The organism is Thiomonas sp. OC7 (genome assembly GCF_900634595.1).
Lineage (GTDB): Bacteria > Pseudomonadota > Gammaproteobacteria > Burkholderiales > Burkholderiaceae_C > Thiomonas > Thiomonas arsenitoxydans.
Genome location: NZ_LR131953.1, coordinates 719,210 through 739,163, shown reverse-complemented (window position 1 = coordinate 739,163; position 19,954 = coordinate 719,210). Strand labels below are relative to the sequence as shown.

26 protein-coding genes are annotated in these 19,954 nt (G+C 60.4%); 14 read left to right on the top strand and 12 right to left on the bottom strand.

All coding sequences use genetic code 11. From position 1 onward, the window contains the following. On the bottom strand, positions 1–543 hold the full coding sequence (locus tag BIO17B3_RS03510; RefSeq protein ID WP_013105391.1) for an NUDIX hydrolase: 543 nt from the start codon (positions 541–543) through the stop codon (positions 1–3). A gap of 403 nt (positions 544–946) precedes the next feature. Here BIO17B3_RS03510 and BIO17B3_RS03505 point away from each other — a divergent pair, with 403 nt between their 5' ends. From BIO17B3_RS03505 to BIO17B3_RS03480, 6 genes are all read left to right on the top strand, one after another. Beyond that, positions 947–1,558 (top strand): hypothetical protein, encoded by a 612-nt coding sequence (locus tag BIO17B3_RS03505; RefSeq protein WP_156053049.1) that lies wholly within the window; start codon positions 947–949, stop codon positions 1,556–1,558. A gap of 140 nt (positions 1,559–1,698) precedes the next feature. Beyond that, positions 1,699–1,878 carry an AlpA family transcriptional regulator gene (locus tag BIO17B3_RS03500; RefSeq protein WP_156053048.1) on the top strand — a complete coding sequence of 60 codons (180 nt, stop codon included), beginning with the start codon at positions 1,699–1,701 and terminating at the stop codon, positions 1,876–1,878. Further along, positions 1,875–2,303, top strand: coding sequence for a hypothetical protein (locus BIO17B3_RS03495; protein ID WP_156053047.1), 429 nt, complete (start codon positions 1,875–1,877; stop codon positions 2,301–2,303). The genes BIO17B3_RS03500 and BIO17B3_RS03495 overlap by 4 nt, the downstream gene beginning before the upstream one ends. Positions 2,304–2,401: 98 nt before the next feature. Beyond that, complete coding sequence (locus tag BIO17B3_RS03490) at positions 2,402–5,272, top strand: hypothetical protein (protein WP_156053046.1); 2,871 nt, start codon at positions 2,402–2,404, stop codon at positions 5,270–5,272. A gap of 39 nt (positions 5,273–5,311) precedes the next feature. Further along, positions 5,312–5,773, top strand: a complete 462-nt coding sequence (locus BIO17B3_RS03485; RefSeq protein ID WP_156053045.1) for a hypothetical protein — start codon at positions 5,312–5,314, stop codon at positions 5,771–5,773. Between the two features lie 27 nt (positions 5,774–5,800). After that, the gene (locus BIO17B3_RS03480; protein WP_156053044.1) at positions 5,801–6,124 is read left to right on the top strand and encodes a hypothetical protein; all 324 of its coding nucleotides are present in this window, start codon (positions 5,801–5,803) and stop codon (positions 6,122–6,124) included. Positions 6,125–6,164: 40 nt separating this feature from the next. On the opposite strand, the gene BIO17B3_RS03475 is transcribed toward BIO17B3_RS03480, so the two are convergent. Both BIO17B3_RS03475 and BIO17B3_RS03470 read right to left on the bottom strand, forming a co-directional pair. Beyond that, positions 6,165–7,388, bottom strand: coding sequence for a hypothetical protein (locus BIO17B3_RS03475; RefSeq protein ID WP_156053043.1), 1,224 nt, complete (start codon positions 7,386–7,388; stop codon positions 6,165–6,167). Next, complete coding sequence (locus tag BIO17B3_RS03470; protein WP_156053042.1) at positions 7,385–7,870, bottom strand: hypothetical protein; 486 nt, start codon at positions 7,868–7,870, stop codon at positions 7,385–7,387. Before BIO17B3_RS03470 ends, BIO17B3_RS03475 begins: the two co-directional genes overlap by 4 nt. Positions 7,871–7,972: 102 nt before the next feature. On the opposite strand from BIO17B3_RS03470, the gene BIO17B3_RS03465 reads away from it, so the two are divergent. From BIO17B3_RS03465 to BIO17B3_RS03455, 3 genes are read left to right on the top strand one after another with little or no spacing between them, the layout of a single operon-like run. Further along, entirely contained in the window at positions 7,973–8,227 is a 255-nt protein-coding gene (locus BIO17B3_RS03465) for a type II toxin-antitoxin system HicA family toxin (RefSeq protein ID WP_156053041.1), read from the top strand. Continuing rightward, the gene (locus BIO17B3_RS03460) at positions 8,224–8,562 is read left to right on the top strand and encodes a type II toxin-antitoxin system HicB family antitoxin (protein ID WP_156053040.1); all 339 of its coding nucleotides are present in this window, start codon (positions 8,224–8,226) and stop codon (positions 8,560–8,562) included. The genes BIO17B3_RS03465 and BIO17B3_RS03460 overlap by 4 nt, the downstream gene beginning before the upstream one ends. A gap of 14 nt (positions 8,563–8,576) precedes the next feature. After that, positions 8,577–8,909 carry a hypothetical protein gene (locus BIO17B3_RS03455; protein WP_156053039.1) on the top strand — a complete coding sequence of 111 codons (333 nt, stop codon included), beginning with the start codon at positions 8,577–8,579 and terminating at the stop codon, positions 8,907–8,909. 4 nt (positions 8,910–8,913) lie between these two features. On the opposite strand, the gene BIO17B3_RS03450 is transcribed toward BIO17B3_RS03455, so the two are convergent. From BIO17B3_RS03450 to BIO17B3_RS03410, 9 genes are all read right to left on the bottom strand, one after another. Beyond that, positions 8,914–9,231 carry a hypothetical protein gene (locus BIO17B3_RS03450; protein ID WP_156053038.1) on the bottom strand — a complete coding sequence of 106 codons (318 nt, stop codon included), beginning with the start codon at positions 9,229–9,231 and terminating at the stop codon, positions 8,914–8,916. Between the two features lie 33 nt (positions 9,232–9,264). Continuing rightward, a complete protein-coding gene (locus BIO17B3_RS03445; protein WP_156053037.1) occupies positions 9,265–9,456 on the bottom strand; it encodes a hypothetical protein in 192 nt (63 codons plus the stop codon). 255 nt (positions 9,457–9,711) lie between these two features. Beyond that, entirely contained in the window at positions 9,712–10,311 is a 600-nt protein-coding gene (locus tag BIO17B3_RS03440) for a hypothetical protein (RefSeq protein ID WP_156053036.1), read from the bottom strand. A gap of 11 nt (positions 10,312–10,322) precedes the next feature. Next, positions 10,323–11,180, bottom strand: coding sequence for a hypothetical protein (locus BIO17B3_RS03435; protein WP_156053035.1), 858 nt, complete (start codon positions 11,178–11,180; stop codon positions 10,323–10,325). Between the two features lie 284 nt (positions 11,181–11,464). Further along, positions 11,465–12,424, bottom strand: coding sequence for a hypothetical protein (locus BIO17B3_RS03430; RefSeq protein WP_156053034.1), 960 nt, complete (start codon positions 12,422–12,424; stop codon positions 11,465–11,467). A 514-nt stretch (positions 12,425–12,938) separates the two neighbouring features. Beyond that, positions 12,939–13,169, bottom strand: coding sequence for a hypothetical protein (locus tag BIO17B3_RS03425; RefSeq protein WP_156053033.1), 231 nt, complete (start codon positions 13,167–13,169; stop codon positions 12,939–12,941). Between the two features lie 18 nt (positions 13,170–13,187). After that, positions 13,188–13,586 (bottom strand): hypothetical protein, encoded by a 399-nt coding sequence (locus BIO17B3_RS03420; protein ID WP_156055385.1) that lies wholly within the window; start codon positions 13,584–13,586, stop codon positions 13,188–13,190. A gap of 18 nt (positions 13,587–13,604) precedes the next feature. After that, positions 13,605–14,000 (bottom strand): hypothetical protein, encoded by a 396-nt coding sequence (locus BIO17B3_RS03415; protein ID WP_156053031.1) that lies wholly within the window; start codon positions 13,998–14,000, stop codon positions 13,605–13,607. A gap of 740 nt (positions 14,001–14,740) precedes the next feature. After that, a protein-coding gene (locus BIO17B3_RS03410; RefSeq protein WP_156052812.1) for an IS5 family transposase occupies positions 14,741–15,504 on the bottom strand; the annotation gives its coding sequence in 2 pieces (ribosomal slippage) (positions 14,741–15,132 and positions 15,132–15,504; 765 coding nt in all). 92 nt (positions 15,505–15,596) lie between these two features. Here BIO17B3_RS03410 and BIO17B3_RS03405 point away from each other — a divergent pair. The 5 genes from BIO17B3_RS03405 to BIO17B3_RS03385 are packed head-to-tail and all read left to right on the top strand — an operon-like array spanning position 15,597 to position 19,921. Then, complete coding sequence (locus tag BIO17B3_RS03405) at positions 15,597–15,992, top strand: chemotaxis response regulator CheY (RefSeq protein WP_156053030.1); 396 nt, start codon at positions 15,597–15,599, stop codon at positions 15,990–15,992. Between the two features lie 15 nt (positions 15,993–16,007). Then, complete coding sequence (locus BIO17B3_RS03400) at positions 16,008–16,496, top strand: chemotaxis protein CheZ (protein ID WP_156053029.1); 489 nt, start codon at positions 16,008–16,010, stop codon at positions 16,494–16,496. A gap of 18 nt (positions 16,497–16,514) precedes the next feature. Further along, positions 16,515–18,491, top strand: a complete 1,977-nt coding sequence (locus BIO17B3_RS03395; RefSeq protein ID WP_156053028.1) for a chemotaxis protein CheA — start codon at positions 16,515–16,517, stop codon at positions 18,489–18,491. Positions 18,492–18,508: 17 nt separating this feature from the next. Next, positions 18,509–19,120, top strand: a complete 612-nt coding sequence (locus BIO17B3_RS03390) for a chemotaxis protein (protein ID WP_156053027.1) — start codon at positions 18,509–18,511, stop codon at positions 19,118–19,120. Between the two features lie 48 nt (positions 19,121–19,168). Next, the gene (locus BIO17B3_RS03385; protein ID WP_156053026.1) at positions 19,169–19,921 is read left to right on the top strand and encodes an MBL fold metallo-hydrolase; all 753 of its coding nucleotides are present in this window, start codon (positions 19,169–19,171) and stop codon (positions 19,919–19,921) included. The last annotated feature ends 33 nt before the right edge of the window (positions 19,922–19,954 follow it).

Here is a 19,954-nt window from a genome sequence, read left to right as displayed (position 1 = left end):
TTAGGCGATGTCGAAGGTGTGAATCTGGAAGTGCCCGGCGCGCAGGTCTGCGAAGTAGCGCTGCAATGTTTGCGCCACGCTGCGAAAGGCGATCTGCTCCCAGGGAATGTCCGCTTCGTGAAAAAGCTGGACATCGAGACTCTCTTCTCCCGCTTGCCATTGGGGCTGGGTGAGTTGCCCCCGGTAAAAGAAATAGACCTGATTCGCGGGCAGCACATTGATGACCGCGTAAAGCCCCTTCAACGCCACTTCGGCACCGGCTTCTTCACGGGTCTCGCGAAGGGCGCCCACTTCGGTGCTTTCGCCAATTTCCATGAAGCCCGCGGGCAAGGTCCACAAACCATAGCGCGGCTCGATCGCCCGCTTGCACAACAAAACCTGTTGCCCCCAAGCCGGTATGACGCCGACGATGTTGCGCGGATTTTCGTACTGGATGTGCCCGCAGGCCGGGCAAACCGCGCGCGGACGGGAATCGCCTTCAGGCACGCGGTAGATCACCGGGGAGCCGCAGGCGGTGCAATGGCGTATGGGAGGATTGTGCATGGGGGCTTGGCTGTGTGCAGAAGGGCAGTTTATTTTCAAACCCAATGCAGTGCCAACCCGGTGCCGTCATCGCACAGAAGCCCTAAACGCATTGATGGCTTTAGGGCTTTTGCACTTCTGTGCACCGCCGAAAACGATTAGATGGTGCGGGAGCGGGACTCGAAAATCGCATGCAACACATTGAAATAAAAAAGAATGCCGTCGTAGCGTCGGCTGGTCGCTACTGGAAAATCTACTGGTAAGGCGCCCTATTGCAAAAAGTTTGCTAGCGCGCATACAATACAAAAACGGTTAGTTTTTTACTTTAGCTATCTATTTCTGGCAACAGACAGGAAAATACAATCAGCAAATCGACTTGCGAAGGCGAACGGCTGGCCTAAGATGGAAGCTAGAGAAACAAGCTATGCAGCACACCCACACCCCCCACACTGAACAGCCCATTGGATTCGGACGGCACGATTGTCTGCCGTTCCCGCCTCTGGGTTGCCTGGACGAAGCTGAGCGCGCCGGTGGCTACTGGGAGGGTGAATATTTTGCGGTACAAATTGGCGATGCGGTTGTGCTGTACGACGCCGACGGGAACCCAACCGACCTCACTCCAGCGGAGGCGATTGCGCTTGAGCGGCTGGAAAACGCGGGCAGCACGCATTCGCAAGTAAACGAATTCTTGGCGCAGATGCGACATGCTCTCAGCGGCGGGGAGCGAGCACGAGATGCGATGGAGCAAGCGCCCCTGACGCCTCGAACTATCGAGCAGCGCGCCGCGTGGGCGTGGCACATCCATTTGCTGAAGCTTCAGGGCGACGCGCTCGCCGCGCTGCTGGCGCGCATCGCCGAGACTGTAAAAGCGAGTTTCAGCGGAGCATCAGACAAGATCGAGGCATCTACTGCCGCACCACCGCCTCGCGCAGCGGCACGGGTTGGCGCGCGAGCTATCGCGTCCATCACCCTCGTCCCACGCATCCTCGCCCAACGACCCATCGACGGCCCGCGCCACGCGGGCCGGGCCTGCTGACCTCCTGATCGAGGTTAGTCCAGCGCAACCGCCCCGCGCATCCCGCGCCGGGCGGTTTTTTATTGCACGCGGGAATTACCAAAACCCGGCGCGGTGCGCATAGCAGTGAACAGCGTGACTTTGATTTTGGAAGTCACAACATGTTTACACCAGAGTCTTTTTACACAGCAAGCGAAGTTTGCGCAGCGCTGCGCATCTCTCGACAAACCCTTTGGCGCATGGAGCGCCGCGGCGAACTCACCCCGCGGCGATTGACGGGGCGCACGCTGCGCTACCTGGGTTCTGACCTGCTGATCCTGCTGGCCGGGGGTGTGCAATGAACGCCGCCGCCGGAATCGAAATTCGGATCATCGATCGCAATTTGCTGCGGATCGCGGCAGCGCTGAAACTGCGCGACTGGCCGGACTATCTGAGTCTTGAGCAGATCGCGGCGGTCGCGCGGTTCACCGAAATCGCGAAGCTAAAAGACGCACACGCGCTCTCGTCGAGCGTCGAACGAGGCGTCCGGCGCGGCGATAAGCGCTGGCTCGCGTACCGGGCGGTGATCAGGAAAGGTGCCCACCGCGTCCCCGCTACCGACGTCGCACGCTGGATGGCGATCGCCGCGGGCCGACTCGCCATGCCACCGGCCACAGATCTGGACGACCGCGCAGGCGCGGGGCGTGCAGCCACGACGACTAATAGCATGTTGAACAGCGTGTGGAGCGGACCTGCCCACGTCCATCGCTGCCTTGGTGGGGGGTGATCAGCATGCCCACCGCCCAAGTGGCGGGCGTGGCTGTTGCCGCGCCTGCCGTGCCGCCCCAATCCATATCCATTCACCAGCAACAGCAGGTGGATGGCATGACAACCCCAACCCCAACACAAATCGCCCGGCGCATTGCCGAGCTGCAACCCGTGCGCGCCGTGATGGCTGCTGCGATGGCCGCTTATTTTCAGGCGCACACTAAAAAGATTGAGGAAATCGACGCCACGCGCGAGGCAAACCGCAAAGCGCGTGCGGAAGGTGGCAAGACCATGCCCGTGCCTGCCCCACTGCCCCCGCTTGGCGTGGCTGCGACCGTCGGTCTTGGCAAAAGCAATGCGGTGACAGGCATAGCGCAGGCCGCGCAGGATGCGGGGTTGCCGATCACGATTCTTGTCCCAAATCACGAAATCGCCGAAGAGTATCAACAGCGACTGGCGAACATGGGCGCCGTTGTGTATCACGGTCGCCGCGAACCCGCAGTCGGCACGCCCAATGGTGCGCCGGTTGACCCCGGCGCACATGCTTGCTACCGCATTGTCCCTATCGCGGTAGCTGGCGAGCGGAACCAGCGGCCTGCGCAAGGGCTGTGCTCGACATGCCCGAATGGAATGGCCGCGACGCTGAAATACGTCAGCGACCCGGCGCGGATCGAGCGCGCACAACAGTTCTTCCAGCGGCACGGCATCGACGCCGAAGGCGTGCCGCCGTGTCAGTTTTTGTTCAAAGGCTTGCCCGATCAGCTCGCCGCGCCCATCCTGATTGCCCCCGTGCAGGCGTTTTCTGAAGCGATCGGTGTATGGCGTGAAGCTGACATCGAGTCGGGCCTGACGATCAGGCAAGTCCAACGCCTGATCGTTGTCGACGAGCACATCGACCTAGCGCATGACGTGGCCATCGGTGCTGGCGATATTGCGGTTTGGCGCAACAGACTGGACGGGCTGTCCGAGCGGCTTGAACGACGGATCGAGTTCCTGCAAGCCAAGGACGCGACAACCTTAACCAAGCCAGAGACCGAAGAGATCGAACAGGCGTGCACTATGCGCGATCTGATCCCCGAAATCGACGCGACATTCCGCGCCCTCGCGTCGAAAATCGCTGGTGACATCTCCATCGGCGCGGACACCGTCCGCATCATCGATTTGCAAAAAAAGGTCAGCAAAGCGGGCGGCTCGACGGCCGGCACAGCAACATGGGAAAAGGTCATCTACGACAGAGAAGAGGACGGCTTTTTCATCCCACTGCGTGCGCTGGCGACGCTGGCGCGCAACTGTGCCGCGGGGTCTATGCGGCAGGAAAAGAGCGTCTTGTTTGCCTATGAAACCAGCCCGGTGATTGAGTGGGCACGGGATCATGGAGGCGTCATGTTTTTGGACGCCACGATGAGCCAGTCAATGCGGCGGTTCATCGAGGCCAAGGGCGGCGCCATCCACCACGCCTCAGCCGACCAGAACATGTGGGTGACGCGGGTCACCGGGCGGTTGTACTCGCGTGGTGACGTGAAGAAGCCAGACTACCCCGCGAAAGCCAAGGCGCGGATGCAAGAAATCCGCGACTGCATCGCACCGCAGATGGACAAGCCAGCGGCGATCATCACGCACAAGGCGTCCCTCAAATACTCGCAAGAAGCCTACTTATCCGACGACGCCGCAGAAATCGCGGCACAGGTTTTCCAGGCCGAAACCGGTGTGCCAATTGGATGGTTCGGAAAGCACGACCGGGGGCTGGACGCATGGGGCGGGCGCAACATTGCGCTTGTGGGCATGCCTCTGTTGAGCAAGGAATCCATCGCCGGCGCCTATGCCTGTGTGCGCGCGGCCATGATCGACTGTGGCATCCCGATGCCCGAGTGGGATCGGGTCATGGACAAGGACAAGGCCGACGCAGACGGCCCGCCGATGCCTGTCATGCCGGATGTAAGGGCATGGCTGGTGGACGAGTATGCGCAAGGGCTCGCCCAGGCCGTTGGGCGCAACCGGGCGGTGAACCATCCACGCGGTTGCAAGCCGCTGCAGGTCCACCTGTGGGGTGGTCTGCAGACGGCGGAGATGGATGCGGCGCTGCGAAGGTACGGCGTCAGCGTGCATGACCGAGTGGGCAACCCAAGCAGCGTCTCTGGTCCAAAAGTTGACGTTGGGGCCGTTGATGAGGCGATCAGCATGGTGCTGGCAGCGGGCGGCAGCGTCAGCGTCCGCAGCGTGCGCGCAGCACTTGTCGGCCTGCGCCGCAGCGCATCGACTGATGCGATCTCGGAGCGCATTCGCGAGCTTCGCGCCACTGGCGTAATCCCGGCAGCAACCCGTGTGCGGCGAGATGGGGCAGCCGACACGACGGAATCGGTTTGTGCCGCCCCCGCCAATATCCATGTAGAAGTCGTTGCGCAACTGACAGCGACGACCGTTGCGGTTGAGGTTGCGGTCGAGCGCCATGATGTGTTCGCCGAACCGCAACCCCAAAGGCAGGGGCAAGGAAAGACAGTGGGTTTCCCATCATTCGGCGCGGGTATTGCGACGGCTGAGCAGACCAAAACGACCGAAACGACTGTACCGAATTCCTATAAAGATACTAATAGTGGGAATTCGGTACAGTGCACAAGCGCCGGTGAGATCACGAACCAGGAATGCTTACTTACCCCCGCCCTCAACCCTTTCTTTGCCCCTGCCTCTACGCCGCCGAAGGCGGGTGCCTTTGACTTTGCCTCTGACGATGCGCAGAACACATCAACTCTCTCAGCGCACCTGCCGACCGACGACGAGATCGAAGCCATGCTCGCCGAAGTCGCAGCCGAGATCGAGGCCGACCTGGCGCGCGAAGAGGGCGACCCCGAACCGGACGACCCCGGCCCGCAGGGGCCGCCAGGCGGTCGGCGGGCGCAGCGCGCAGACAACCTGCTGACAACCCCGCACGCCGGGCCTGCCGCCCTTACACATATCCCTTACAACAACCCAGGCGGCGGAGCCTCGCTGTGAGCAAGCCTGTACCGACACACGAACAACCGGAGATTCGACATGCCTGTTTCTACATTTGCCCAAGACGCTACAGCAGCGCCCGTCACCCCACGCAAAGCGCAAAACGCTGTCGTGCGCGACGAGGGTTTGCGCATGATCGGTGAGAAGAAGTGGCTCGACCCGGAGACCGCCAAAGCTTGCCAGGAAATGCGCAAGGAAATGATGGACGCGAAGGAGCCGACCGCCCAGGAGATGGGCCTGTTTTTTTATATGCGCGAGCCCATGTTGAAAGACCCGGCCCACCTGGTTGCCTGCTGGGAACGTGGACGCGAGAAACCCATCTTGTTCCAGCGTTGCGGCACCATCGCCGAAGCGCTCAGCGCTATGCAGCAGGCATTTCGTCGGGCGCTGGTTAACTACAACGCGACGCCGTGGTCAGAGCTGCACGGAGACGACGAGGCGTGGCGCTACGAAACACGCTCCGCGGTTATAGCCGGGTTTCTTGGGCCTCAGTTTTACTAAAATCTACCTCATGGGGCGGGATCATCTATGAAGTCGGACAGGGATGCGGCGTTAGTTCTTCGGCGAGAAGCCATCGCTGAAAAAACTGCGGTCGATGCGCGTTTGTTTGACATCCATCGCATCGCTTGCGATCAATTCGCCTTGCCGGAAGCGCGCGAAGCCGTTCGTCGTCGCGCGCAGTTGCAGGTCGATCGGTGGGAGCGGGGCCATCTTTGCAGCCCCCGTTACATCGCGGCATGGAAGCGAATTCTTGGGTTGGAACCCAAAGATTTCCAAGCTGAAGTGCTGCGCACGGATGCCGAGGGCGTTGCCTTGCGGCAGAACACGCCCTTTGGCTTTCTTGCCAGGTGATGAGCCGGGCGGCGAAGCAACTTCAACCCGGCATCAAGCGCTAACTCCGATTCACCGCCGTCACCACAGCAGCCCCCATGAGCCTTGCCCAAGCCGCGGTCGTTTCCGCCTCGACACGCGGCGCTACAGCCCCGGCAGGCTCGTACCAGTAGTTGGACACCTGCAGCACCACGGCAGGCCACTGCACGAGCGCCTGGAGCCACGGCCAGGCCAAGCCTTGGTCATAGCAGATCGACGCCCAGGTGCGCACTCCGGCGATCGTCTGCACGGGTTCCCACCAGTGCGACGCCGTGTACGACTTCTCACCTTCCCACGGCTTCCACATACCGCCAGGCACGGGCACCGGCGAAGCGAACAACACCGCGTCGCCGCGCCGTCCAAGCCCAACCACCGCATCCAGATAGCGCCCATCCCAATGCGGACGGTCTGCCAGCACCGAAGCGCCGGCCAGCCACACATCGCCGGGACGCATGGCCGCGCGAACCTGCGCCGCCGTGCCGGGCCCCCACGTGCCCGCGACATCCTCTGGCAGCACCACGACCCTGCTCTTTGCCCCTGCCTTTGCCTCTTGCGCGACCGCCGCAGCGGCCTGGTCGATCCATCGTTGATTGCGCACCACCTCGGCCATCACATCGTCTGATTCCTGCCCGACATGTGTATTCACCCCGATCCAGCCCGCAGGCGGCTCGGGTGACGTATAAGCGGCGTTCGCCCAGATGGACGTACCGGAAAGCACGACGGACGCCACCATGGATAGTGTGAGGGCGCTGAGGGTCGAGGTAGGTCGGGCCAGCACTGCCAGCACCCACAAGAGCCCAAGCCCAAGCGTGAAGCCCGCCAGCCCCAACCCCGGATAAAGCACCCCCGCCGACGCGATGGGCGACATCCAGCCGAAGAACCCGATGGGCGGCACCGCCTCAATGATCAGCACGGCCACAACGGGCCAGCCGCGCGATGCCCAGGCCCAAGGCGCGGCCAGGATCACACTGGACAGCGCCCACAAGCCGATGCCGATGACCCAGCCCGAACCAAAGAAGCTCTGCACTTCGGCAGGCAGGGCCGAGCCGCCAATGCCGAAATAGGCCAGCGCCGCGACAAAACGGCCCAGCGGCCCATCAGCCAGCAGGACGCCGACGATGAGCAGTGGCGACAGCGCTGGGCCAGCCAGCACAGGGCCTGGAAGCACCCAGGCCAGTGCAGCCAGGGCGGGAAAGAAAATCGATAAGGCCAGGCGTAGTCGGCGAAGCCAGGCGGCGGGCGTCATAGCGGAGCCACCAGTTGCAGACCGACGAATCCCGAGCTGGCCGCGATGTTCGGCACCGCCACAAGGTTGATGCCCCACCCCTGCGGATTGCGCACTGCAAGCAGCGCAGCGGCAGCAAATGGAGCGAACGGGTTGACGCGGGAATAACCGCTGACCACACCACCAGCCACTCCAATCCGGGCCGTCAACCCGGCTGGAAGAGCCAGGTGCAACGGCGTCCATGTGGCGAGCGCGTAAACACTGGCTCGCCGGAAACTGTTGCGGTAGAACCCGCCAGACAGTCCGACATCAGGCGTGAACTGGTATTCGACGCCCAGGCCCGGGTTGACTTGGTTCAGGCTGCGCCTCGCCTCGGCTCTGTTGTGGATGCAGGTCGTGGACAGATCAAGGCTGAGCATGCCTGCAAGCGTCACAGGCGACGCAATGACCAGCGACAGGGCCGAGAGGATCAAGAAGGGGGCAAGGGAAGTGTTTGGCCGCATGGCGATGTCCGGTGTGTGTACACAGGGATATGCGGCAAAGCGGCACGCTTTGTGATAGCAAATTCACTTGTGCATGCAATCTTTATTTGCTATCATTGTTAGATGAACAGCAAGCACAAAAAGACGCTTGAGGCGATCTTCTCCAACCCTGTCAACGGCAATCTGGAGTGGGCGCGCATCGAAGCGTTGCTTGTGGCGACAGGGTGCCGCGTCATCGAGGGAAGCGGATCATCCGTGACGTTCGAGAAAGACGGGTTGCGCGCCTACTTCCACCGGCCCCACCCCGAAAAAGAAGCACTGAGATACCGCGTCAGACTGGTGCGGGAGTACCTGGAAAAGATTGGAGCGACCCCATGAACAACGTCATGACCTACAAAGGCTACACCGCCAGCATGAGCTATGACCCGGACGACAAAATCCTGGTCGGGCGTGTGCTGGACATCGCCGACATCATCGCTTTTCACGGGGAGTCCGTGGCCGAGTTCGAGGCGGCATTCCACGAGGCGATCGACGACTACATGGCCGCTTGCGCGAAGCTCAATCAGCCCGCGGAGAAACCGGCGTCCGGCAAATTGATGCTGCGGATCGACCCCAGCATTCATGCGGCGGCAGCCAAAGCGGCAGCGCGTGAGGGGCAGAGCATGAACAAGTGGGTGGCGAAAGTGCTGGCAGACGCCACATCGCATCGCTGAACCGGAGAACCATCATGTGGCAAACCATCAAGCTGTACTGGTCTTACTTCCGAAACGCCTTGGGCGCGATTCTCCTGCTGTGGCCCCTCGCGTTGGCCGCCTGGGTGTTCCACATGGCGCTGGGTCTTGGTGATGCTGGCGGACTCTGGCTTGCCATCCTGGGCGCTGGGGCCGTGCTGGTGTTCTTCCGTTCGTACTGGCGGTACTGGGCCATTCTCTTTCCTGCTGCATGGCAATGGGCCAGCCCGCACGCAGGCGACTTGTTGCTCAGGGCCAACCGCAGGATTCAGGCAGGCATCTGGCGCATCCGCACGGACTGGAACGACCTGCGCCGGGCGCTCAAATAAAGCATCATTCGCCCGCGTGGGCGAGATCGTCAAGGTACCGATCGAACCGGTCTTGCGCCGCGTCCCGTGCCAGTTCCTCATCGGTCAGCGCGGGCTTGATCTCGGCGGTTTGCGGGTCGATGCCCAGCTTCTGCGCCAGGTCAAGGGCATCGAGCTTGTCGCCGTCGCCGTAGTGCAGGAACCGGCGCTGCGCGGCGTCCGCCCCTTTCATGGCAAGCTCGTGCAGCGCGCGCGTTTCGCGGCGGTCAAGGTTCATCGCAACGTCGATCGCCGGCACTTGCCCCAGCGCGACGAACAACCTACCCCATTGCGCTTCAGTCATACAGTTCATGGTTGCGTTCATTGCTCTTGCCCATCACAGTTTCTTGATAAGTTGTTCCGTCAGTTCGACGGACTCGTAAATTTGCATGACCTGCTGGTGAACATCTGGCGGCAAAACCTCACGGTTCAGCATTCCCAGTTCAATCTGCTCATCAAGCCAGTCAGCGTCCTCGTCGCTCATCGGGACGTCATTGCCGCATGACCATGCGGCGAGGAGTTCGAGCACCTGACGATGCCGTAGTGCGCCTCATCGTCGATCTGGTCTGGTCTGATCTTTTGTTGCGTCATGTCAGCTTCCCGAAATCGCCGTGGGCGCGGCCACGGCGATGGGTTGAATAAGGGATCACGGCATCCTGGCGGCTCACGGCGGAGGTCTGACGCCGCGCCGCCTGCTGGGGTTATCAGGGCGTGAACAACACCCTCGCGGTCACCACACCCAGCTAGGCCCCCGCATAGAGATATTGCAAGGGGCGGCAAATTCTCAGCGCCGGCCTCTGGCCTGCTCAGCCCGCAATTGCTGGATCTGGCTTTGCATCTGCTGCATCACCGGCTGGTCGCGCCATTCCACTTGCTTGCCGCCCCACCAATACCCCGCAATCGCCACCAACAACGCGGCAGCGACCGCGGCGGCGACCTGCCACGAAAACAAGGTGTCGGAGACCGCGCCGCGGATCGCTTCGTGGGCTTCCTTGGCATCCATCTTGACCACCCGGTCCGCCAGGGCGGCCTCGAAAGCAGGCAGGGTTGCTTTGGCGATCGCCTGAGCGATCTTGGCTGCGTTGATCTCCGGCACAGGGACGTTGATTTCGCTGGCGTCGATATGCGGGCCAATGAGCTTGCCCAGCTTTTCCGCGTCAATGCCGCCCGTGGTGATGTTCTGGACGGCCCTTAGCAGGGCTTCCTGATCAACGCGCGCCTGCTCGCGACGGTTGGACAGGAAATACATCGGCAGGATCACGCCCCACTGGCTATCGTTGTCGTCGAACTGGGTCGCCAGACGGATAGAGTCGATTTCGGCTTGCTGCTGTGAAGACAACCCGTCCGGCGCGAAGCGTTCGATCAAATCGGAATAAATGCTCATGGGCGCGCTCCTTAAATGTCTGCCGTATCGGGGCGGACGGTAAAGCTGCCGGACGAAGGGACTTCATCATCCATGGCTCCATCATCCAGGCTTTCCTCGCTGACGGTTTCCCGCTCCATCTCGGCTAATCGCTGACCGGCGATCCCGCGGAAAGTCTTGACCGCGATCAGGGAACCCAGGCCGAGACGCTTGCCGCCGTTGACCGCCTTGTTGATCTCGGCGTGATGAAGCGGCGTGCGCGACAACTCTGCCGCGACGAATGGCGTGAGCACTGGCAGTTCAATTTCCTGCCAGCCACTCGCAAGGGCCTGCGTGCGCGTCCCACTCTTGTCCCAGTGCGCAAACTTGTCGCGAGTGCCGTGACGCATGTTGAGGACGACGAACCCGCGTTCGTAGAACTTGGGGAACTGGTTGAAACGATCCTGCAACTGCCGCACCGATTCATAATCGGTTCCGATCACCCAGACATGCACGGCGTTCAGCGCCTTCATGACCTCAGTGACTTCACCTGCCGACGCAATCGCGAGCCCCGCGCCAGCAGGCAGAGAAAACACAATGCGGCTGTCCTCGTCTTCCGGCCAGTCCTGAATCAGGTCGAAGACTTCATTCCCGACGGACACCCACTGCTCGGGCGTTTCGATGCCGCGCATCAGAATGGAAACATCGCAATCACCGACGCGCTCCGGGATGAACCCGCCATCGCCGCACACATCCTGATTCGACGCATCCGCGTCAACGACAAACAGGCGCTTGACCGGGCGCGGCAATTTGAAACGTGCGGACTGCATCAGCATGTCGGCGAGGGCGCGCGCGGTGCAGCTCTTGCCGACGCCGCCCTTGTCGCCGTCCACGAAATAGGTTTTGATCATCACGATCTCCAGTTGGTAGGGACACAACTGGATATAGGCGGGGGCGGCAAATGACATCCCCCGGCCCTCGGCCCTCGGGCCGGGATTCCTACCGTGTCCAGAATGGACGTAGCGCACCACCTCACGACCGCGCCGAACTCCAAAGTGGAACCATCGACACCCCAAAAATCGACGGCTTGATGGAACTGGTACCGTCTATAGCTATAAGACTATCTATAGCTATAGACGGTACCAGTCTCCTGAACCCAAAAAACAAAAAGCAGGGGCAACCTTTCGCCTGCAAATTAGTAGTGGATGCCGTTCTTTCGTCTTTCCTCGATCCCCTGTGCCACCTCGCGCACCGACCTGATCAGGCAAGCCGCGTCATCTTGCCCGAACCCGCCGACGCAATATCTGCCGTTTTTGTCCCTGATCTCCATTAGCCGCTCACTGGTGGCAATGAGGCGCAGCCCATACCTCTTGAGGGTCTCCCGCGTGGCCGCGTCGTGTACCGGGTGATACCCGCTTTTGCTGTTTTCCATCGAAACCGCTTCCGGTGGCCACCACGGTTCGTCGTAGGTGAGCCGCCCATCCGGGGTGAACCGCTTGAACGCATACGGCTGGCCGGTCTTCGGGTTGACCGGCGCGGGCCTGTCCCACAGCTTTTCCAGCCATTCTTGCGCGGCGGGTGTCAGCTCATCGGGCTTGACCTGTGTCGGATGCCGGTCACCAAACTGCGAGGCTAACCACTTCTTGGCAAGCTCAGAGCGCTCTGTGTGGGTCAACTCACCGCGCGGGATTTCCGGGAACGGGGCGGGCGAGGACGGGGCGGCGGGCATGGCGGGCCGGGGTGACGCGGGCGGGGTGGGCCGGGTCTGTGGCTGAGCCAGGGCGGGCGCGGGCGCGGCAGGCTGCACTTCGGGGTGCGGGCCGTCGGCATTTTTCTTTGCCCCTTGGGGTTGGAGCGCGGCTTTCACGCCTCGTTGCAGCGGCGGCAGCCCATTTTCAGCGCGAATGATGCCCAGATGCCGAACCAGATGGGTCCTTTTGATGGCGAAACCATCATCCCGCAAGGCTGCAGCGATGTCTTCCAGCGTCAGTCCAGCCGCTAGATGCTTCTCGATGACGGGGAAAAGGACACGCACGAGCGAGCCCGGCGACAGGCGTTGCGGGTCTTGCAGTCGCCGCGTCAATGTAGCGTCCGCGCGCTGGCGGATGCGCTCGGCAGGGTCTTCAATGAAATTTTCCGTGTTCGCTGTATCCATATCACGCTCCGCAGCCCCTGTGGGTTGATGCGCGGATATAGCGACAGGCGGCAGACTCGATTCGACAGGCGGCGTGACAGGAATCGAAATGCGAGCGACAGGAATTAAAAATCACCCTGACAGGATTCAAAAACGATCTGACAGGCGCAACAATTCCATCTGACAGCCGCGCAGATCGTTCCGACAGGAATTCAAAAGCACACTGACAGGTTTCAGAAACGATTTGACAGGTTTCAAAAGTGATCTGACAGGCGCATCGACAGGCGTACTGACAGGATTCAAAAACGATCTGACAGGCGTAACAATTCAAGCCAACCGTCAATAAACAAGTACAGGGTAGGGGGCCGTGGTCACAAGCCTCGAAAACCTGCGCGCTGGCGCGCTTGGTTTCCTGCGTTTGTGTCCCGTCCCCACCTGCTCAGGCTTCGCCCGAGACCCGAAAGGCAGCGTTCTCGGCTGCGCCTTGAACGCCAAAACATAGGCTCCCGAGCGAGCGTAGCGGAAGTAGGCCGCTTCACTGGGGAGATGATCCAGTGCGAGAACCGCTGCCGCAGCGCGCGGTGGACAGATCAAACACGCCCGATCCACTGTATCTTTTGAGTTGATTCTCCGCCTGCTCGATCGTATCGAGCGTTTGCCCTGCGGCATCTCGGGACGGCTTGCGCCCCAGGCGCGCCATCGCGATCACGCGCTGTGCTGCTTCGAGAAGTGAGATCAGCGCGGAGTCGTCAAGATAGGGAGGCATCGCCGGACCTGCCGCCTCTCAGGGGCGCCGCGCATGCAAGCTCTGCGCACACGGTGGCACGATATACCGCTTGCGCGTCCAAATGAAGCAGAACATAGCCGTCACGCCCAACGGCAGGACGAAATCGAAGAGGAACAGCTCTTGCGGATCATGTGCGGACACCCAGTGAATCAGGAACATGATTCCCACGAGGATACACAGCGCCAATCCGACTTGGACGCGCGGCAAGCTCGCAAAAGCCTGCTTCATGGCCACCACCCAGAGGATGGACAGCAGCGCGCTCAAGCTCTCCAGGATGGAGACGTGCTGCCATTCGACGGCCACCGTTAGTTCGCCCACGACCGCGACGAACGCGGCCCAGACTATCCAGCGGGGCGTTCGACGAAACACTGGCCACTCAGGCAGGGCGGGACGCATGTGCTGGCGGACCCTTATTCAGTTCGCAGAGTTTGCCGCAGTCAGGGCATCGCGCAGAGCGGTGACATGGTGTAAGAGGCGCTGGGAGACCTGCGCAAAGTCGCCATACCGAACTGATTGCAGGGCGCTTTCTGCTGCGCCGGCCTGAATCAATGCAACCACGACAGCGGCCTTGGCGTGGAAATCAGCGTGCTCTTGCAGGAGGTGATCCAGATCCTGCACATGCGCCATATGAGCGATCGCCATCGGGCGCTGGCAGAGCAGCCAATGGCCTAACGCACAGTGGTTGGGATGACAAGCGGCTTCTGCGTCTAGTCGCTCGCCCAGCTCACCCATACCGTACCGGCGTAGACGGGCGGTCCATTGCTGGTGATCTGCTATCACGGTCTGCAAATCCAGCACGGCCGATTGCATGGCGCAGGGAATTGAGCAAATCCCATGGGCATCAGTGGGTTCGTGTGGTCGCGGCGGCTGCAACCACGCGCGAGTTTGCTGCGCGCGTCGAAATCCTTGTAGCAGGTGAGCGGCGACACGTCGTAAACGGGGCCGGAAGATGTCCTGGCCTGCTTGCGGCAGTCGAATCAAGTGTGGGCTGTCAGCGTTCATCTTGTGCGGACCATGACATCCGATCCTGTAGCTACATTTTTACGAGACAGGCAGCGCCGGTGTTTGCTTTAGATCGAATTTCTGGAGGAAGCGCCAGCAAAAAATGCGCACCTCGCCCTAGCTCTCCTCCTTTAGGCGCTCCCATCTCGATCAGGCATGACCGGCTCATTGCGCATGAGATGCAGCATTTGGAACAGCGCTTATTGGTGCCGATGCCGACCGATGGCCGAGCCATGGCAAACGAACTGCGCACATCGCCAGGCTTGAATTTTGGCGCGTTCCAACCGGCCCGCAGCAAACCCGGCGGATGACTCAAATCGGCATCGGCATCACACAAAGCTGAACACGGCTTCGAACACGCTCGTTTTCCAGGCATGCATCAGACCGTCCTGTGAGATGCGGTTCGGAGTTGTTTGTGATGCGTCATTTATTTATATAAATATATATATGTATATATATAAATTCAAATTACAAGTTGAAGCAATATTTTTATAAAGCATTTTTAATCTGTGCCGATATAAAGGGCATGCAAGTTCTAGATAGTGTCGTCACAAGATTTGCAGCCAGAGGGCAAGGCAGCGAATTTGCACGGCGGCAACGAATGAGGCGACGTTTTTCGCGTAGCGCGTGGCGATGCCCCGCCACCGCTTGAGATGCAGGAAGGCGTTCTCGACCAGGTGACGTAGTTTGTAGAGTGCTTTGTCATACGTGCGGGGTTGCTTGCGGTTCTTGCGTGGCGGAATCACGGCTTGCGCGCCTTGCGCTTGGGCATGCGCCACGATGGCGTCACTGTCGTAGCCTTTGTCGGCAAGCAGGTAGTCCATCTTGAACCCGTCCATCAACCGCTCAGCCTCTGCACAATCCGCTCGGGTACCTTCTGTAATAACCGCTCGGAGCGGCAGACCATGCGCATCCACGGCCAGATGTATCTTGGTGTTGAGCCCCCTTTTGTGCGGCTCATCGCCTGATTGCCACCCCGCGCACCCGCTGCGTGCGGATGAACCTTGCAGTGACTGGCATCGATCATGATCCACTCGAAATCGGGCTCATCAATGCACTGCTCCAGGAGCGACTCCCAAATGCCCTTGTCGCGCCAGCGGCAAAAACGCCGATGGGTGTTTTTCCAGCCGCCATATGAGGCGGGCAGGTCTCGCCACGGCGCACCGGTGCGAAGAATCCAGAACACGGCGTTGATGAATTGGCGGTTGTCCCGCGCAACCCCGCCCCAAACTCCCGCTCGTCCAGGCAAGTGGGGTTCGAGCAATTCCCAGTGCCGATCTGATAGATCGTGTCGATGAAGCGTCTCGGGCATCTCAATAGCGCGGTTGGTATGAACAGCGCCATCATGCCACAACTCGTGACGACTCTATCTAAGCAGTTGGAAACGTACAGAAGGAGATTGAGTTGAAGTTTCTCGTCGTCGACGACTTCCCCACGATGCGTCGCATTGTCAAAGGCCTTTTGATGCAGACCGGCCATGTCACCGGTGCGATTGATGAGGCGGAAGACGGAGTGCATGCGTTGAAACGGCTAGAGGCTGGAGGCATCGAGTTTGTCGTCACTGACTGGAACATGCCCAACATGCAGGGAATCGATCTGCTCCGACACATTCGCGCTTCAGATAACCCCGCCATTCGCGCCCTCCCTGTGCTCATGGTCACAGCCGAAGCCAAAAAAGAAAACATCATCGAAGCGGCGCAGGCTGGCGTGAACGGCTACATCGTCAAGCCATTCACGGCCGACACGCTTAAGACCAAATTGGACAGCATTCTTGCCCGTTTGAGCCACCCGTCAACCTGACCAGCCATCCGCATCATGACAGATCTCCTTGAAACCCCTGACGCCTTGCGCAAACTTCGCGAAGCCGATGCCCTTCTCGCCGAAGGTGTCCAGCGCATCATGGGCGTGGCCACTGACCTCCCCGGCACCAGCCAGCCGCTGCAAGAAGCATTGCGGCTGAGCGAAGAACAAGCCATGGTCACCATGGATGCCGCTGAATCGGCACAACGGCAAATCCAGGCCATCGAAGAGACAGCCATCGCAGGGGGCTTTATCGATGGGCAACTGGATGCGATCAAGAACAACCTCCAGACCATTCTCACCAGCCAGCAAGGCCAGGATCTCGCTGGGCAGCGCCTGAAAAAAACCATCACCTTGCTGCAGGCCGTCGAAACCCGCATCCAGGAAGCGCTTGAGCAACTCGGCTGCCTGCGGGATCAATCTGCAAGGGCGGAAGACACTTTCACCGGCCAGCGCCTGGATCAGGCCAACGTCGATGATTTGCTCGCTCAACTCGGCATTTGAACCGTTCAACCCTTCGCCATGGACAACGACCTCCTACAGGAATTCATCGCCGAATCGCGCGAGTTGCTGACCGACGCACAGAGCCAATTGTTGCGCTTGGAAGCTACGCCCACCGACGCTGCCGCGCTTAGCGCCATCTTCCGCGCCTTCCACACCCTCAAAGGAGGAGCAGGCTTTCTCGAAGCCCAGAACATGGTGGACTGGTGCCACCATCTCGAAGACCTGCTGGATAAGCTGCGCGCCCAAAAACTCACGGCTGATAGCAGCATGATCGACGCCATCCTTCGCGCAAGTGATGTCGTTGGGCGCATGCTTGATGAAATGGCTTCAGGCGAGAACCCCACCCCTGGGCCTGCTGAACTCGGCGCTCTGGTGCAGGCGTATGCGCGAGGCGACGCGCCTGTCAAAGGCCAGGTGTCGTCCTCGCATCCGGAGCCAGCGGCAGGTTCAAAGCCACAGCGAGACCCGCTTACCGCGCAACAGACCGACAAGACTTGGATCGAGGCTCGCTTTAGCGAGAGCGGGCAGACCGTTCTTCATGTCGAAAACCGCAGAGCATCCGAGGGCAGTCGCCTGGACGTACCCTCATTGAAGCAGGTGGGTTCTGGTGAAGACGATCTCGAGGCGCTGTTTAACCAGACGCTTGACCGCCTATACGGCAAAGATAATGCCCCCGGTGCCAGCTTGTCTGCAGCGATGGCGCCGTCAGCGAGCCATCCTCCAAGCCCGGTCACGGCCCCCGCTGCGCAGGCGAGCGCTGTGTCCTCCGCTTCTGGAGGCCATGAGGCAACGGCAGACACCACCATGCGGGTGGATTCCACCCGGCTCGACCAGGCGATGAACCAGGTCGGCGAACTGGTGTTGCTGCGTAACCGGCTGTCCGCGGCCGTTGCCCGGATGGATACTGAAGATGAGTCACTCGTCCGGATGGCGCGCGAAACCGACTTGGCGGTCAACGATCTGCAGAACACCGTGATGCGTTTGCGCATGCAGCCCTGCAAGCGCTTGTTTCAGAGTCTGCCCCGTGTGGTGCGAGATGCCAGTCGTGCCCTTGGCAAGAAGGTGCGGTTGGATCTGCGCGGCGAAGACGTGGAAATCGACAAGACCGTGATTGACGCGCTTTCAGGCCCGTTGATCCACTTGGTGCGCAACGCGCTGGATCACGGACTGGAGCCCCCAGCCGAGCGCATGGACAGCGGCAAGTCCGAAGAGGGCGTGCTGGAGGTCGCCGCCATCCATCTCGGCGACAAAGTACAGATTCGCATTCACGACGACGGCCGGGGGATGAACCCCCAAAAAATCCTGCAATCGGCGCTTGCAAAAGGCGTGATCAGCGCGGCCGATGCCGCGCACCTCTCCGAGCGCGAAATGCTCGATCTGATTTTCTTGCCGGGCTTTTCCACCAAGGAACAGGTCAGTGAACTCTCTGGCCGCGGTGTGGGCATGGATGTGGTGCGCTCTGCGGTACAGGCGCTGCGAGGACGGGTGGACATTGACACCCAACCCAACCAAGGGACGACGTTGACATTGGAGCTCCCGCTGACCCTGGCGGTGCTGCCCGTGCTGTATTTTCGGTTGCGGCGCGAGACCTATGCACTTCCGGTGGCTGTGGTGGATAGCCTGATGGAGGTCGATCCCGCCCAAATCCACAGCATCTCAGGGCGCCTGATGGCGCACGTTGGCAAAGATCGCATCGTGCCTTATCTCGACCTGGGTCTGCATCTCCAAGGCCGCACCCTTCAACTTGGCAAGGATGACGTGGAAGGCATTCTCACCGAGCAGGGTCTGCTCATCGTTTCAGAGGCTATCGGCACCGAAGATTCAGTGGTCAAGCCGCTGGATATCTCGGCCCAGGCCTCCTGGTATCAGGGGGCCACGATCTCGGGTGACGGTGCTGTCGTCCTCATTGTGGACCCCCAAGCGCTTACGCGTGCCATTCGGACTCAACAAGACGGAGCCAGGATGAGTGCGACCGAAGCGCTGGCTTACCCCTGATCTTCTAGGAACTGTCCATGACCTCCAACACGCTCGATATTTTGCGCACACGATTCATCGGCGTGGCCGATGCGACCTTCGCCTTCGAAATTGATCTGCGCCGCCGATTGAGAGAAATCGATCGCAAGGCCCTGAACGCCCAAGTCCTTGTCAAGCGTCACGGCAAGGAACTGATCGGTTATGGCGTGGTGGCACAGTCGTTCCGCGAAGGGGCGCAGCAATTACAAAACGCCAGTGCCACGGTGCAGCAAACGATTCAGCCGCTGATGCTCGGTTTCATGCAAACACTGCGTGACACCCAGCAAATCGACAAACTTGTAGGGCTCCCCGAAGACATCCGGAAACAAGCGCCGCAGATAGATAGCACTATTACAGATTATCAACGCGCACTTGAGCGGGGAGCGACACAAACTCAGCATTCTGCGCAGCGTTTGAATCAAGCACTTGGGCGTTTCGAGTCGATCGTCGCTGAGATCGAATACGTGGTGATCAACGGACGGATCGAGGCTGCCCTGAAGGGCAGTGCCCAAGCCACGCTCGCCCAGGTTTCTTCCGAGATGGACAAAGCCGTTGCCCAAGTCCGCAAGATCCTTCGCACCTATCGCGAGTGTGTCGACGGTCTTCTTTGAACGCGAGCTCGCACTGCAAGACCACCAACTTCCTCCCCAGGATCTCCCATGAAAGCCGAAAAAGTCTACTCCGAAGGTTCCCATCAGTGGTTCACGATTTACGACCAGGACGAGCAGCGCGTGATTGACTCCAATGTCTATGCGCTGCAAGTTGATGGCCAGACGCTGCTGTGCGATCCCGGAGGATTCGAGATTTTTCCACAGGTCTTTTCGGCGCTGGTCAGTGTGCTCCCGCCTTCGTCGATCAAACAAGCCTTCATCAGCCACCAGGATCCTGACATTGCATCAAGCCTGCCCCTGTGGAACGCCTGCGAATCCACCATCAAATGGCATGTCTCGGAACTTTGGGTGGGTTTCATCCGGCACTACGGTGCACTGGACGCTGATCTTCAGGGCATCCCAGACGGGGGAGGCGAGCTGGCCGTGGGCTCGGCCCGTCTGCAGATCATCCCCGCGCACTATCTGCATGCCTCGGCGAATTTTCATCTTTACGACCCCAAGGCGAAGGTGTTTTTCTCCGGGGATGTTGGCGCGGCTTTGCTGCCACATGGACATTCAGCGTTTGTTGAACGGCGGGAGGTCGATTCTGCCGCGGCATTCGATGCACACATCAAACACGCGGAGTATTTCCACAAACGCTGGATGCCAAGCAACGCGGCCAAGCGCCACTGGTGCGAACGCGTGAGCAAGCTCGACATTGAATTCCTGTGCCCGCAGCACGGGGCGATTTATACCGGCGACAACGTCAAACGTTTCATCGATTGGTTTGACGCGCTCGATGTGGGGAATGCCATTGCATGACCCCCAGATGCACCCTTTGATCCCACAGTCCGA

Coding starts and splice junctions, on each gene's coding strand:
- BIO17B3_RS03500 (WP_156053048.1), top strand. CDS start 1,699: ATGTTTACACCAGAGTCTTTTTACACAGCAAGCGAAGTTTGCGCAGCG.
- BIO17B3_RS03475 (WP_156053043.1), bottom strand. CDS start 7,388: ATGACGCCCGCCGCCTGGCTTCGCCGACTACGCCTGGCCTTATCGATT.
- BIO17B3_RS03420 (WP_156055385.1), bottom strand. CDS start 13,586: ATGCGTCCCGCCCTGCCTGAGTGGCCAGTGTTTCGTCGAACGCCCCGC.
- BIO17B3_RS03490 (WP_156053046.1), top strand. CDS start 2,402: ATGACAACCCCAACCCCAACACAAATCGCCCGGCGCATTGCCGAGCTG.
- BIO17B3_RS03485 (WP_156053045.1), top strand. CDS start 5,312: ATGCCTGTTTCTACATTTGCCCAAGACGCTACAGCAGCGCCCGTCACC.
- BIO17B3_RS03450 (WP_156053038.1), bottom strand. CDS start 9,231: ATGACTGAAGCGCAATGGGGTAGGTTGTTCGTCGCGCTGGGGCAAGTG.
- BIO17B3_RS03480 (WP_156053044.1), top strand. CDS start 5,801: ATGAAGTCGGACAGGGATGCGGCGTTAGTTCTTCGGCGAGAAGCCATC.
- BIO17B3_RS03495 (WP_156053047.1), top strand. CDS start 1,875: ATGAACGCCGCCGCCGGAATCGAAATTCGGATCATCGATCGCAATTTG.
- BIO17B3_RS03505 (WP_156053049.1), top strand. CDS start 947: ATGCAGCACACCCACACCCCCCACACTGAACAGCCCATTGGATTCGGA.
- BIO17B3_RS03435 (WP_156053035.1), bottom strand. CDS start 11,180: ATGATCAAAACCTATTTCGTGGACGGCGACAAGGGCGGCGTCGGCAAG.
- BIO17B3_RS03470 (WP_156053042.1), bottom strand. CDS start 7,870: ATGCGGCCAAACACTTCCCTTGCCCCCTTCTTGATCCTCTCGGCCCTG.
- BIO17B3_RS03455 (WP_156053039.1), top strand. CDS start 8,577: ATGTGGCAAACCATCAAGCTGTACTGGTCTTACTTCCGAAACGCCTTG.
- BIO17B3_RS03430 (WP_156053034.1), bottom strand. CDS start 12,424: ATGGATACAGCGAACACGGAAAATTTCATTGAAGACCCTGCCGAGCGC.
- BIO17B3_RS03440 (WP_156053036.1), bottom strand. CDS start 10,311: ATGAGCATTTATTCCGATTTGATCGAACGCTTCGCGCCGGACGGGTTG.
- BIO17B3_RS03465 (WP_156053041.1), top strand. CDS start 7,973: ATGAACAGCAAGCACAAAAAGACGCTTGAGGCGATCTTCTCCAACCCT.
- BIO17B3_RS03460 (WP_156053040.1), top strand. CDS start 8,224: ATGAACAACGTCATGACCTACAAAGGCTACACCGCCAGCATGAGCTAT.
- BIO17B3_RS03425 (WP_156053033.1), bottom strand. CDS start 13,169: ATGCCTCCCTATCTTGACGACTCCGCGCTGATCTCACTTCTCGAAGCA.
- BIO17B3_RS03385 (WP_156053026.1), top strand. CDS start 19,169: ATGAAAGCCGAAAAAGTCTACTCCGAAGGTTCCCATCAGTGGTTCACG.
- BIO17B3_RS03415 (WP_156053031.1), bottom strand. CDS start 14,000: ATGCAATCGGCCGTGCTGGATTTGCAGACCGTGATAGCAGATCACCAG.
- BIO17B3_RS03390 (WP_156053027.1), top strand. CDS start 18,509: ATGACCTCCAACACGCTCGATATTTTGCGCACACGATTCATCGGCGTG.
- BIO17B3_RS03400 (WP_156053029.1), top strand. CDS start 16,008: ATGACAGATCTCCTTGAAACCCCTGACGCCTTGCGCAAACTTCGCGAA.
- BIO17B3_RS03395 (WP_156053028.1), top strand. CDS start 16,515: ATGGACAACGACCTCCTACAGGAATTCATCGCCGAATCGCGCGAGTTG.
- BIO17B3_RS03510 (WP_013105391.1), bottom strand. CDS start 543: ATGCACAATCCTCCCATACGCCATTGCACCGCCTGCGGCTCCCCGGTG.